This window comes from Parendozoicomonas callyspongiae (assembly GCF_023502345.1).
GTDB classification, from domain to species: Bacteria; Pseudomonadota; Gammaproteobacteria; order Pseudomonadales; family Endozoicomonadaceae; genus Sansalvadorimonas; species Sansalvadorimonas callyspongiae.
This window is the reverse complement of the sequence record NZ_JAMFLX010000001.1, coordinates 1-12649: the sequence shown is the minus strand read 5'-3', so window position 1 is coordinate 12649 and position 12649 is coordinate 1. Positions and strand designations below refer to the sequence as shown.

Annotated in this window: 13 protein-coding genes and 3 tRNA genes; 8 read left to right on the top strand and 8 right to left on the bottom strand. The window is 46.6% G+C overall.

Going from position 1 to position 12649, the window contains the following annotated elements:
* The first annotated feature begins 68 nt into the window (after positions 1 to 68).
* Positions 69 to 1259, top strand: a complete 1191-nt coding sequence (locus M3P05_RS00080; protein WP_249697174.1) for a BaiN/RdsA family NAD(P)/FAD-dependent oxidoreductase — start codon at positions 69 to 71, stop codon at positions 1257 to 1259.
* A gap of 89 nt (positions 1260 to 1348) precedes the next feature.
* On the opposite strand, the gene M3P05_RS00075 is transcribed toward M3P05_RS00080, so the two are convergent.
* The 5 genes from M3P05_RS00075 to M3P05_RS00055 all read right to left on the bottom strand — a co-directional run bounded on the left by M3P05_RS00075 (position 1349) and on the right by M3P05_RS00055 (position 4799).
* Positions 1349 to 1945, bottom strand: a complete 597-nt coding sequence (locus tag M3P05_RS00075) for a transmembrane anchor protein (protein WP_249697173.1) — start codon at positions 1943 to 1945, stop codon at positions 1349 to 1351.
* A gap of 18 nt (positions 1946 to 1963) precedes the next feature.
* Positions 1964 to 2668, bottom strand: coding sequence for a HupE/UreJ family protein (locus tag M3P05_RS00070; protein WP_408635831.1), 705 nt, complete (start codon positions 2666 to 2668; stop codon positions 1964 to 1966).
* A complete protein-coding gene (locus tag M3P05_RS00065; RefSeq protein ID WP_249697172.1) occupies positions 2641 to 3060 on the bottom strand; it encodes a hypothetical protein in 420 nt (139 codons plus the stop codon). The genes M3P05_RS00070 and M3P05_RS00065 overlap by 28 nt, the downstream gene beginning before the upstream one ends.
* Positions 3061 to 3120: 60 nt before the next feature.
* On the bottom strand, positions 3121 to 3408 hold the full coding sequence (locus M3P05_RS00060) for a YbaK/EbsC family protein (RefSeq protein ID WP_249697171.1): 288 nt from the start codon (positions 3406 to 3408) through the stop codon (positions 3121 to 3123).
* Positions 3409 to 3506: 98 nt separating this feature from the next.
* The gene (locus M3P05_RS00055; protein ID WP_249697170.1) at positions 3507 to 4799 is read right to left on the bottom strand and encodes an OmpP1/FadL family transporter; all 1293 of its coding nucleotides are present in this window, start codon (positions 4797 to 4799) and stop codon (positions 3507 to 3509) included.
* Between the two features lie 518 nt (positions 4800 to 5317).
* Between M3P05_RS00055 and M3P05_RS00050 the strand changes: the two genes are divergently transcribed.
* Together M3P05_RS00050 and M3P05_RS00045 are read left to right on the top strand one after the other, a co-directional pair.
* Positions 5318 to 5404 (top strand) — tRNA-Leu (locus tag M3P05_RS00050).
* 47 nt (positions 5405 to 5451) lie between these two features.
* A tRNA-Leu gene (locus M3P05_RS00045) sits at positions 5452 to 5538 on the top strand.
* A 56-nt stretch (positions 5539 to 5594) separates the two neighbouring features.
* Here M3P05_RS00045 and M3P05_RS00040 read toward each other — a convergent pair.
* Complete coding sequence (locus tag M3P05_RS00040; RefSeq protein ID WP_249697169.1) at positions 5595 to 6491, bottom strand: hypothetical protein; 897 nt, start codon at positions 6489 to 6491, stop codon at positions 5595 to 5597.
* Between the two features lie 83 nt (positions 6492 to 6574).
* Complete coding sequence (locus tag M3P05_RS00035; RefSeq protein ID WP_249697168.1) at positions 6575 to 8446, bottom strand: hypothetical protein; 1872 nt, start codon at positions 8444 to 8446, stop codon at positions 6575 to 6577.
* Between the two features lie 263 nt (positions 8447 to 8709).
* Between M3P05_RS00035 and M3P05_RS00030 the strand changes: the two genes are divergently transcribed.
* From M3P05_RS00030 to M3P05_RS00020, 3 genes are all read left to right on the top strand, one after another.
* Positions 8710 to 8785: transfer RNA gene (locus M3P05_RS00030), tRNA-Thr, on the top strand.
* A gap of 810 nt (positions 8786 to 9595) precedes the next feature.
* Positions 9596 to 9790, top strand: a complete 195-nt coding sequence (locus M3P05_RS00025; RefSeq protein WP_249697167.1) for a helix-turn-helix transcriptional regulator — start codon at positions 9596 to 9598, stop codon at positions 9788 to 9790.
* Positions 9791 to 9967: 177 nt separating this feature from the next.
* The gene (locus tag M3P05_RS00020) at positions 9968 to 10519 is read left to right on the top strand and encodes a hypothetical protein (RefSeq protein WP_249697166.1); all 552 of its coding nucleotides are present in this window, start codon (positions 9968 to 9970) and stop codon (positions 10517 to 10519) included.
* A 110-nt stretch (positions 10520 to 10629) separates the two neighbouring features.
* Here M3P05_RS00020 and M3P05_RS00015 read toward each other — a convergent pair whose 3' ends face one another.
* Positions 10630 to 10767, bottom strand: a complete 138-nt coding sequence (locus M3P05_RS00015) for a hypothetical protein (protein WP_249697165.1) — start codon at positions 10765 to 10767, stop codon at positions 10630 to 10632.
* Positions 10768 to 11009: 242 nt separating this feature from the next.
* Here M3P05_RS00015 and M3P05_RS00010 point away from each other — a divergent pair, with 242 nt between their 5' ends.
* Together M3P05_RS00010 and M3P05_RS00005 are read left to right on the top strand one after the other, a co-directional pair.
* Complete coding sequence (locus M3P05_RS00010) at positions 11010 to 11921, top strand: hypothetical protein (RefSeq protein WP_249697164.1); 912 nt, start codon at positions 11010 to 11012, stop codon at positions 11919 to 11921.
* Positions 11914 to 12649, top strand: a 736-nt coding sequence (locus M3P05_RS00005) for a DUF3987 domain-containing protein (RefSeq protein ID WP_249697163.1), incomplete at its 3' end; no start/stop codon positions are given. The genes M3P05_RS00010 and M3P05_RS00005, both read left to right, overlap by 8 nt.

The following is a 12649-nucleotide window of genomic DNA, read 5'->3' as shown; positions in this document are numbered from 1 at the left end:
AATAGCACCGGTCAGGCATTCCTTTTATAGTCTCCCGCCTGCTGTTTGTTGTTGATGGAACCCTGTGTATGTCTTTACCTCCCCAGAGTGATGTTGTCATTATTGGTGCCGGTGCCGCTGGTCTTATGTGTGCACTGACTGCCGGGCAGCGGGGGCGCAGGGTTCTGGTGCTTGATCATGGCAAACGCCCAGGGCGCAAAATTCTTCTTTCCGGAGGGGGACGGTGTAATTACACCAATATGTATGCCGAGCCTGCCAACTATCTTTCCAGTAACAAGCACTACTGCAAATCAGCACTGAGTCGTTTCACCCAGTGGGATTTTCAGGCCATGGTCGACAAGCATGGTATTGCCTGGCATGAAAAAACCTTGGGGCAGCTTTTCTGTGATAACACAGCCAAAGATATTGTTGATATGTTGCTGGCTGAATGTGATCAGGCGGGAGTGACTATCTGCAATCGAGTCGAGATTGGTGAAATTGAAGCTTTGGAAAGTGGAAGCTATCAGATTCAGACAAGCGAAGGCGCTGTTACTGCAGAATCCCTTGTTGTTGCGACAGGTGGCTTGTCTTTTCCGACAATGGGTTCAACTGATTTTGGCTACCGGGTTGCCAAGCAGTTTGGCCATAACATCGTTCCTTCACGCCCAGCTCTGGTTCCTTTCACTCTTCCCCAGGAACTGATGAAAAGATTTGCAGATCTGCCTGGAATCAGCACGGAAGTGATTGCCAGCTGTAACAATGCCAGCTTCCGTGAAGCACTGCTGTTTACCCATAAAGGGCTGAGTGGCCCGGCTATCCTTCAGGTTTCCAGCTATTGGCAGAAAGGTAATGAAATTACCATCAACTGGCTGCCGGATATTGATGTGGAAGAGTGGCTGAAAAGTCAGCGTGACGCTCGCCCAAAGGCTTCATTGGCAACACTTCTTACTGAACATTTGCCCAAACGTCTGGCGACAGTTTTTGCTGAATGGATTGGTGAGAAAGGTGAAGCCTGCCAGTGGCGACGGGAAAGCATGGATAAAATGATCAGTATGCTTTCTGACTGTCGTATAACGCCAAACGGCACAGAAGGATATAAAAAAGCCGAAGTCACAATGGGTGGTGTGAATACCGATCAACTGTCTTCCAAAACAATGGGAAGCCGTTTGCAGGATAATCTCTATTTTATTGGCGAGGTTGTTGATGTAACCGGGCATCTGGGAGGCTTCAATTTCCAATGGGCCTGGGCATCCGGTCATTGTGCCGGTTTGTTTGTATAAGAAAAGAATTCAAAGTTGAACAGCATCTGCCTGTTAAGACAGGCAAATGCTTTTAATGAAGATTAAGTTCGGTTCAGAATAACCTGAAGTTAGAGCACCCGGATTAACTCGCTATAGTTTCCTGTGAGTTTTAAGGTGATTGTCACTGTGGTTTCTGAGCGATTTCTCCAGAACCAGCCGTGTTTCCCATCAAATACGGCGGTCATTACACCTTTATCTTCTGTAACCGCCTTGCCCTTGTTGTAACCATGATACTTAACCTGAGAGTTATCAGCGTGGGTATCAAAGTTTACGTGGCCCTGGTTGACTGACCAGTAATAATCCACATCTGCATCTTTCTTCATGGCCAGTTTTACTTCTGCCGCTTCACCCGGTTTCAGAGTTACCTTGTAGGTTTCAGAGGCAGTATTACTTGTCTCTGGTGTTGCAGAGGCCACCTGTTTCTGAGTCGGTTGTTCCTGCAAAGCCTGATCCTGAGTTGCCTCTTCAGCCAGCTGCTCCTTGATCTCTCCCATTTGAGTTAGACCCAGAGAACGGCCGATACCGGTCGGGTCAATGCCATATTCTGCAGGCAGAACACAGGTGATTAGCAAAGTGCAGGCAACGATCAAAGCAATAAAGGTAGAAACAACCAGTTGCTTGCTGGATGGAAGTTCGTTTCTGGATGGAATATTTGAGTTATACATAAGCACCCCTATTCATTGTTATGCGACAAAAAAGCCGGTGAGTTGCAGGCCGATCAAAGTAAAACCAGCGGTCATAAGGAGGGTGTTTGCGCTATAAGCGTGCTGCAGAAATGAAGGATGCTTCCGCCAGATACTTATAAGAATCAGAATCCCGAACAGCGCCAGTAACTGACCTATTTCAACCCCGACATTGAAAGCAATCAGATTTGTCAGCAGACCATCTTCCGACAACTCAAAGGTCTGAATCTTGGTAGCAAGACCGAAGCCGTGGAACAGGCCGAAGATCAGCGTAGCGGCTTTAGTGTTGGGCTGAAACCCAAGCCAGCGCTGGTAGGCTCCCATATTGTCCAGTGCCTTATAAACGACTGAGAGGCCAATAATGGCATCAATTAAATAGGCATTGGCTGGAATATTGAAAAACACACCCACAAGTAGAGTTGTGGAATGGCCAATTGCAAACAAGCTGACGTATATCCCGATATCCGAAGCTCGGTAAAGGAAGAAGATAACGCCAACCAGAAACAGCAAATGGTCATACCCGGTAACCATATGTTTGGCACCGAGATAGATGAATGGAATGATGTTTGCTCCAGAGATTTCCTGGATATAGCCCTGGTCACCTATCGTGACACCATGGGCAAAAGCCATACTGGCGGACATTAACAGCAGCAGGCAGCAATACAGCTGCCCCCGCGTCAGCCATGGAATTGAACGAAATAGCATATATTCCTCAAGGTTTCTTTGCAGACAGGTGCTCCCTGTCTGAGCACATGTTTGCGGTCAGTATTTGAATAATCTTTAAGGGGATAACTGGTTGGAGGAGGCAGGGGCGGTTGATAGATCTGGTTATACCAATGCTGATCGCCAAGCAGTGACCAACTGGAAATGTGGTTACTGTTAAAAGTCAGGTGATGGACGACCGGGTCCAAAGAAAAGTGAATATGGGGGCTGTTGTCGCTATCTGCTTCCTGACTGGCAGGTTCGCTGCTTTGCTCAAAATGAACATGCACGTCTTCAAGGCTATCATGCCCAAGATCCATACTGTGTGCATACAGGGACACACTAGCAAAGAGCCATTGGCAGAAAATCAGCAGGATAGCTGCGGGTTTCATCATGTTTCAGAGGCAGAGACGGAGGCAGAGCAAAGCATAATTAATAGTACCCCATTTTTTTTGTCAGGCAAAAGCTCTAAGTGCTTGCTCAGCCATTTCGGCCTTCTTTGCTTTCAGGGCTTTGGCACAGGCTTTTAAATCCAGCTTTCCAGCGACCGGGGCAATAGCAACCGCCAGTTTGCGAGGATCATCGTTAAGACTGACCAGAAGAGTTTTAAAAACCTGCTCCAGATTCAAACCCAAAGCTTCAGCGGCCTCTTCACCAAAATTGGTGCAGGAGGATTTATATTCATACTCATGAACAGTGAGGGGAATTTTGGCCTTTTTGGTTGCAAGGACCGCTGGAGTCATCAGAAAAGAATACCGGCTTAAATATCCGGTATTTTATAACTGGGTTTCAGTGCAGAAAACCTCTCTTGAGACGAGAGGTTTTCTTGAAAGGCAGAGAATCAGTATTTATATGTAGCAGACATGTGAATAGAGAGTGCCTGGGATTGATACTTGCCTGCAGGAGCCTTGGACGTTGCGCTCACAGCGCCACCGCCTTTTACATCATTGTTTTTCACGAGGCTGTAATCGGCAGCAAAATCCAGTTCCAGCTTGTCATCCATAATGGCCGTGCCTGCACCAAAAGTCACCGTGTGTGCGGCAGCCGGGGTGGAGAAGGTAACAGCGGCATACTCTTCTGGTACAAGGCCTGTGGTATAGATATAGCCGCCTCTCAGAGCCCAGTCGGCAATACCGGTGTATTCCGCAGCAATCCGGTAGCTGTATTGGTCATCCCACTTTTGAGGGATTTGCGGCACAACCAGGGCCTGCTCATCAGAATCAAACTCGATGCTCTTGTTTGTGCTGTATTTGCTGAATGTCACTTCACCAAACAGTGTAAGATCATCCGCTACACGGTAATCAACACCGGTGGCAATCTGCATGGGAAGGGCTGTAGCCGCCGTTGCATCTTTTCCTTTGAATGGAGCTGGTTGATTTCTCGCTAAGGGCTTACCCAGAGCGTTGTTGTATGAGGCTTTACCTTCTGCTTTGATCTGTACCTCGGAACGGTAGTTAATGCCCCAGCCCCAGCGGTTATCATCGGAACGGAACATGGCCCCAACGCGAACACCAGATTTGTGCCAGCCGCTCATATCGTTGTAGCTGGCCTGTATGCCAATGCCTTGTGCTGCAGACATCAGGTTGATATCAGCATAAGCATAAGTCAGGCGATAGGTGGCACCTAAAGACCAGTTGTTGTTTAGGCTATAGCCCAGAGCCAGGCCACTCTCTAGCACTTTAATATCAGTAGAGTACTTACCGCTTAGTGATGTAGCACTACTACCAACGGTAACATCGTACTCAGAGGCAGAACCACCAGCGGCATAAATGCCATAACCCAGAGTGGTTTTGTCATTCAGTTTATACAGGCCGGTAAAACCACCAACAGGAGAAAACTGGGTTTTGCCTTTTACAAAAGAGCCCGAACCCTCAGCCGGACCGTCAATCCGGGAGAATGTTGGAGAGACATGCAGGGAAACATCATTCTGTTCAGCAAACGCCAGACCAGCCGGATTGTAATAAACGGCACTGGAATCATTAACAGAAGAAACCGCTGCACCAGCCAGAGCGCTGTACTTGGCATCCCAAAGTGTTGCTTTTTCATAACCACCGGCAAAAGCATTGCCAGCAGAAACTGCCAGGGCTAGAGATGAAACGAGAAAGAGATGGCGACGAGTTGAGGAACCCTTCATTACTGCTCCGGGATTATGTGTGACGAGCTGGGTGAGTATAGATGTGTTTCAGCTCAAGAGGTGTGCTGTGGAGAGTATCTGTAACCCAATGCTGGTTATGTACTTTTTTTGTTAACAAATGTAGTAGTTAAATAACAATCAGCTTTATTTGTGAGTATTGTCTGTAACTTATAAAGAATGTGAACAGGATGATGTTCCCGGATATGCTCGAATACTCCGGTGAGAATAGCAAAAAACAACAACCCCGCCTCTATTCTGGTCGGGAAGCTGTGGCTCATACCTTCATGTCTACGCCAGTAAATTCGGCTTTTGTGCCAATGTGAAGACCTCATGTGAAGTGATTGATCTAAGCAGAATCAAAGACCGATGGCAGATCTCATGGAAGTTATTTCGGTATTCGGAATTTACTGATACTTAAAACTCAGCAAGCTGTTGACACAAAATAGCGATCTCTCTAATATTCGCCTCGCTCGCTGGCAACGACAGGTTGCTGTTCAAGGCGGGTCGCTAAGGGCGATGCCCAGGTGGCGGAATTGGTAGACGCGCTAGCTTCAGGTGCTAGTGTCCGAAAGGGCGTGGAAGTTCGAGTCTTCTCCTGGGCACCAATCATCATCCTTAGCAAACTTGGCCGACAAGGTTAAAAAACGGCAAAGCCCAGGTGGCGGAATTGGTAGACGCGCTAGCTTCAGGTGCTAGTGTCCGAAAGGGCGTGGAAGTTCGAGTCTTCTCCTGGGCACCAGATTCTGAAAAAAACCAGACCTATAAAGTCTGGTTTTTTTGTATGCGCTGAAAATATTAATGTTTCTTTTGTTTCTTGCTGACTGAAAGCTGCCGCTGAAAGTAAGCTGTATCCTTGTCATCATAATCAAGCACAGCCTGTTTCTCTCCAACGTGCGAATATCCTTCCTCTATTAACCTGAGTGCTTCCCACCTCAAGCTGTTTCTGCTGTAAAAATCCTGGGGCTTTCCAGCAACTTCTTGGTTAACCTTTACCACTGACTCGTAGGATTTTTCATTATAAGTCATTTGGTATAGACCATCGATAAATCCGGTACGATCCCGCCCAGATACACAATGGAGAATAATGATTTTGGGTTTTTCACCAAGGGTGGATAATTCATCGTGAAGTGCATCTACAACTACCCGTGCACGCAATAGAAGGTGACGATCCCACTTGTAGAGTAGCTTTCTCAGCAAGCCTGGAACCCAGGTAGATGGGAGAAGTGACCCCAGTTGAGGGAAGTATTTAAATTTATGTTCAGGGTGAGCATCGAACCAGGATTTTTCAACAACATACTCTTCGAACTCTGCCCAGCGATGCATCAGGTTGAAAACAACTATCTCACTGTCATCTGGCCCCTTCCAGGAGGGAACTGCCGTTCTTATGGCATCATAAAGTTTGTTTTCACGGAACTCTCCATCAATCGAAGGATTTGGCATACGGAGAATTATATTTTCATTCTGCTGGTCAACAACTCGGACTTTATCTGGGTCAAAGTTATCTTGATTGAAGAGGCAGAGAGAACATTTACGCAGCAGTCTGACCGCAGAGGATGCCTTCCCCCCGGGTTTGTCATCCGCTTTAATTAACCGATTCCACGTTACACCGGCTTGAGTATAGGTGGGGTGTACGAAGCTAAAGGTGATTGTTATCCAGATATAGAACCACCTTTGGGGGATGCTTAACCTCATATACCATTACCAATAAGGAAGTAGGAGGAAGGTGTATAGATGAGTTTTAAGCTCTTCTCATAGAAAAGAGCAATTCAATGAACTTAGTCGATCTCATCTTCCCAGCTGGTTTTTTCCTGTGGCTCTGGAACCTGCGTTGGAGTACTTATGCTTGAGGTAGAGTCTTCTTCAAGAATATATTCCGGATTTAGATTGTGTTTTTTTCTGATAGATTCAATTTGGCGTGCAACCATCTCGATATCTTCACCTGCACTCGTAGGTAATCTTTGGCCTGGCCTGACGTCAAACTCTGAATATCTTGTCTGACACTTTTTTTCAAAATCCTGAAAATACACAATACTCATTAGAAGGTAGTTTGAAAGCTCCTTGGCTCCAATCATTCCGAATAGTTTTAAGTTGTGAGAGGGGGCTGTGGGATACCCATAATGAAGAAGAATCTCTCTTGCTAATTGCGCAAAAATATACCGGTTTCCATTAGGGAATGGATGTATCTGAATAAGCCGGGGGATATGTCTGCCGATAGCATTGCATAGTTCACCAACTGTTTTTGCCCGGCCAAGGCTTCCGTTGAACTCTCCAATTTCTCGTTGAAGTTCTTTCTTTATGTGTTCTGCTGGCAGCATTTTAAATCGAAAAATTTCGTGGGAGTGCTGGCAGTATAAGCTGGACAACTCCCCATGGTTTCCGAATATGTAGTTTATAGCACTATAAATATTTTCCTCTGCAAACTGCTCTGGAAAATGCTTGAAATCAGCTCTTTTAATGGCTTCGCTGATCTCTTCGAGAACCCCACAAAAAAGGGCTGCATTTTGTTCTATTTGATGAAGACTCTTCTCGTAATATTTAACTGTTGCAAGTTTAATAGCCTGATCAAGAGTGAGAGGAATGCTTAATCTGGCAAACCTTCCTGAAAGGTTTTCTGGGAAGTGCAATACAAACGCTGGATAATTCTTTGGTAATTTTAAATTTCGTATTTGCTCTTCTCTAAATTCTTGTGCCGCCTTCAGTCCTGCCTCCGTATACTGAGGAAGGCTTGGGTCGCCCTCAAGAATATCCATTGCAGCGCTGCTGAATCCTGGAGCCGGAACTCTCTTCTCTCCAAGAATCTGACCCGGTTTTATTTTTCTGTCTTCGTAGGGGAAGGCAGTTCTGTGACCCTCGGAACAGAACAAGTCTGAATGCATCTCCTGAAGGTTCTGGAGGGTGATATTGTAGTGCTCTGAAGTTGATGATGGAGTCGTAGAGGTGAGAGCATTAGTAAAAAATTTCGCCGTTTTCCCCCAGAAAGACTCAGCTGCTTGTGAGGCTGTTTCCATTTCCAAACATTTTCTTTCCAGGGTCTCCAGCATTCTCAGACAGAAAGGTCGCCCTCTGGCGACGAACTCGGGGATAATAAGAGGTTCTGCTGTTTTGCCTTTTTTTATTAATGCAGATCCCTGTTCATATGAAAGATTCACCCTTCTTCTATCATTATCTGTTCTATAGGCTGGAGGGGCTCCTGTGGTTTTTATCAAGTATTGTTCAAGGGCTTCAGCTTCCTGAATCTGAGAAAGGCCAACGCTGTCAAACTGTAGGAACATTGACGCAGCAATAGGAGGGAGGTTAATAAGGGCCTGTCTACCCTTGCACGGATTTAAGGAAGCTCCTTTGAGCCTCAAGCTCTCTGCCTGCTTTTTAATGTGTTGAAACTTTTCATCTTCGGTTTGCTGTATTAGCTCAGGTCTACCTGTTGCAGGATCTGTCTTCCGTGCTTGTATAGGCTTTGACTTAACGAAACTACCAGGTGAAACAGGTCTATCTTGAGGGATTAAGCTATCACCGGTTTTCTGAATATTTTCTACCAGTGTACTGCCACTGGAGGTGGAGGTTTTCCTTCCTGGAGACCCGTCAGCTGACCTGGGAGCTATAAGGGTCGAAGAAGGAGAAGGTGAGCGGCTTGTTGTTGGTGATTCCATTCCTGATGCCTCCAGGTTTAATAATTCCACTTAGCCCTTCTGTTTGGGTCATTGAGATGAGTGACCGATAAAAAGGGCTGCTATATGAGAAATTAGATAAACAGCAGGCGAAGTGGTTTAGTCCCAAAGGCTTATTGTCAGGAAAACTGACTGCTCTGATAGAAGGTGTATTCGTAACCAGAAGGTGGAAGAGTTTTCTGGAATCAAAAGCGGTCTATAGGTGTTGACAAAATAGGGCCTCATCCATATTATTCCACCCCGTTGCCGGCATAGCTCAGTTGGTAGAGCAACTGACTTGTAATCAGTAGGTCCCGAGTTCGACTCTTGGTGCCGGCACCAAACAAAGCCTTGTATATCAAGCACTTAAGAGCCTCGCTAATAGCGGGGCTTTTTTGTATCTGCAGTTTTGTCTTGGCAGTAGTCTTGGCAGATTGCAGGCCTGATTTTTCTTATCTCACACCTGTTTTGCTCTCACCTTTTCCTCCTACTTGTGTCGGTTAGTCTTGGCGCGTTGTCTTGGCAGTGCTGTTCATGCTGGTCCTGGTCGAGGCCCTGTGTATGTGTCGTCTTAGTTGAAGGGCTTAATAAAAAGTTTTGAGAAAAATATAAAGGGGGGGAGGTGTAAATATGTGATGGGGGGCGGCAGGGTGGGACCGTGTTCGTGTTGTAGGTGCGGGTCCCATCTCTGATGCCCCTGCCATTATGGACACCTATAGATAATTGGCCCAAGCTGCTTGGAGGGGGATAGCTTGTCGAATTCCTATGCTTTGAAGCCAATTGGTCGCTGCGTCAGCATCTTGCTTTTGGTTGTATGCCCAATACTGATCCTTTCCGGCATCCTGAAGGACAAATCTAATTCCATGTATCGGTATACCGTCTTGAACCCAATTATGAAGGTGAAAGTAGGAAACAACGCAAGTGTTTACAGGGAAGTTCGGCCAGAGCAGATAGGATGGGCAGAACCATGTTGGAGGAAAGAATGCGCCAATAGGGTTTGGATATAACATCATATCCTCTATTCTCCAGTGGGGTATATAGAAAAGATCATCATAGACCACGTGCAACCGGGGTTTATGAGAATGCATTGAGGACGACTGGTGGTATACAGGAAGTTACTCTGAAGACTCATCAACAGACAGGGACTGTCTAATGACTCAGGAACATCATCAAGTTCTCAGAATGCCACAGGTGCAGCAGCGTCTGGGTAATGTCAGCCGTAGTACGGTGTATCGGTGGGTGCGTGACGGTTGGTTTCCACAGCCTATGCGACTGGGTAAGAATACTGTTGGTTGGCTGGATCGTGATATCTCGCGCTGGCTGGAAGAGGTCAGTTGCCCCTCCTGACACATCTCTACTCACTTTGCGTCAGAAGTCGTTGTCATGGCTTCTGACCGAACTCCCTGAATCACACCGAAAAAACCGAAAGATGTGCTTTCTTACTTTTTATCATTCCAGACGATTGAAGAGTGTCAGCGAACGAATTAGCCTAAAACATCAAGATATTTGACTGTGTGGTTAGGCATGAATAATAAAAAAAATGCATATCATGATTTCATATCGATAGAGGACTCTGCCCAGTTTCTCGGAATAACAGAGAAGAGTTTGGAAGCGATTCTAGGCAGTAAGCAAATCAACGCCTACGTCATACTCAGCGAAGAGATGGGACAGCGATTAATTGGGCTTATCAAAGACCAGGGTTACTCCGTTGAGCGTTTGCCTGCTCCATTTGACATTTATTGGCAGCTAGACCCACAGATAACCCGAAACGTAATTCTCAAATCCCTACAAGTGTTCGAGCCGAACCCTTCGTACACCCATGACAGTGTGTCTATTCACCGGGTTGATCTGATGTGTAATGTGGAAGAACTCGCTGCACTACAAAGTAGTAAGCTCAAGTTGACTGCGGCAGCCACAAAGGAAATTGAATCCTGGGCAGGGTTAGTTGGTGTTTTGATCCCTGAACTCGTTTCTCATTTAGGCGACCCTAAAACTACGGGACAGCTGACAACCCAAATTTTTCCCAGCTTGCAGATTATCTTGTTGATGAAGTTCCACGGGGAATACCAAACCTAAGTAGTCGTACAATCAGGGAAAAACTCTCCAAAGCTACTAAGCATATCCGGGAGAACAGCTACTGATTTAACGGTCATTGGGCAGCATGTTCCAGTGGCAACTGCCAAAATCTATGGCAACTGCCAGCCAATAATGGCGGTTGCCAGTAATGTCAGAATATCACCCATATCCTTGATCCTGTTACCACAACCGGAGACAAGGAAATGTCCCGTAACACCCGCAAAAACACCACAAATGTAATTGCGCAAATCTCAGCAGAATGCCCTCACTGTGCGCACAAGATTTTAATAACCGATCAGCAGATTTTCCTTGATCGTAATGCGCTCGCTGTCCGGTACGGGAAATCGACATCGTCGATAGACCGGTGGCGAAAACAGGGAGACCTCCCTCCAGCCAGAAACTTTTCAGGAAGCCCAATGTGGCGACTGGATGAGCTGAATGCATTCGACGAAAACAGAGTGATAATTGACAATAATGAGGAGGGTGCAGAATGACAGCATATTCCTCATATCTTGATGACTTCATTAATGCCACATTTGCTGCTGGTATACCGCTGAATGAGCGCCCAATAGCTGATGGTAAATTTCATCGCTATCCCGAACCGCACGACAAATCTGGCCGCAAGTCAGCCTATTACGCGCTGCATTTTGGGCGCTACCCCTTTGGGATTTTTGGTAGCTTCAAGGGGATCGGGCAGAAGCATTTATGGCGTCCATTTTCGGTTCATAGTCTTAGTGATGAAGAGCGCCTAGAGCTGGCTATAGCAGCGAAACATCTGCGGGAATCTATCAGGCGGGAAACGGCTCGGGTCAATGATGAAACGGCAAAGGTTTGTCAGGATATCTGGCGCTCAGCGCGAGAGGTTTCCAGTCATCCCTATCTGGATTTGAAAGCCGTTCCCAGTTACGGGCTTAAAGTCATAGGCCAAAGCCTGCTTATTCCTGTCTGCAATGTGCAGGGCGAGCTTCGCAGCATCCAGTTTATTTGTCCTGATAATGAGAACGGTGGTTTCCAAAAGCGGTTTAAGAAAGGAGGCCAGATTCAGGGCTGTGGTTTCCGTATTGGCAACTTCTCGCCTACTGGGACTAATGCTATTGCTGAAGGTTATGCGACTGCAGCCAGTGTCTATGTGGATAAGAATGTCGCCAGTGTGTTCGCCGCCTTTCATTGCGGGAATCTTCTCCATGCGGGGCTTGCCCTTCGTGATGCCTATCAGCAATCTGACATCCTCTTTGCTGCTGACAATGACCGTTACACCCCTGGAAACCCGGGCATCCTGAAGGCGCTACAGGCGGCTGAACGGGTGAATGGCAGGGTTACCTATCCCCAATTTCCTGCCGGGTGTTCCGGTACCGATTTCAATGATTACGCCAACCTGTCAAAAGGAGTTGACCGTGGCTAACAATTCCATAACCCCCGACCAAAACATAAAGCTGCTGCCCGCTCCTAATGCTGTGGAGGCACCAAATATAACTTGGGAGAAACCAAAGCCTATTGAGCAGGCATTACTACCAGTGATGAAATTTGACCCACTGTGGCTGCCATCGGAAATCAGAGACTGGGTTGTTGATATCGCTGAACGTAAGGACAATGCTCCCGTCGAGTTTGCAGCGATAGCTGTGATCTGTGCACTTGCGACAGTGATTGGTAATCGCCTTGTTATTGCTCCCAAGGCTTTCGACGATTGGGTTGTTATTCCAAACCTGTGGGGGGCTGCTATTGGACGACCATCAATTAAGAAAACGCCAGTCATGCAGGAAGCCATCAGTTTTTTAATGGAGCTGGAACGTGTGGCTGGTGAGGAGCATGAAAAAGCCATGCAGGAGTATGAAGAAAAAAAAATAAAATCGGACTTGCTCCTTGATGCTGCCAAGGGGGAATTCAAAAAAGCTGGCCATGATATTCAAAAACGAAAAGATGCAGAGCTTCATCTGAACGATGCGATGAATGAGATTCCTGAAGTACCAATCAGATCTCGATATACCACGAGTGATTCTACGGTTGAAAAGCTGGCAGTTCTGATGTCAGAAAACCCGATGGGAATTCTTCAGGTTCGGGATGAACTATTTGGTTTGTTGGCACAGCTTGCCAAGGCTGATAAAACCGAATATCGACCATTTTACCTTGAGG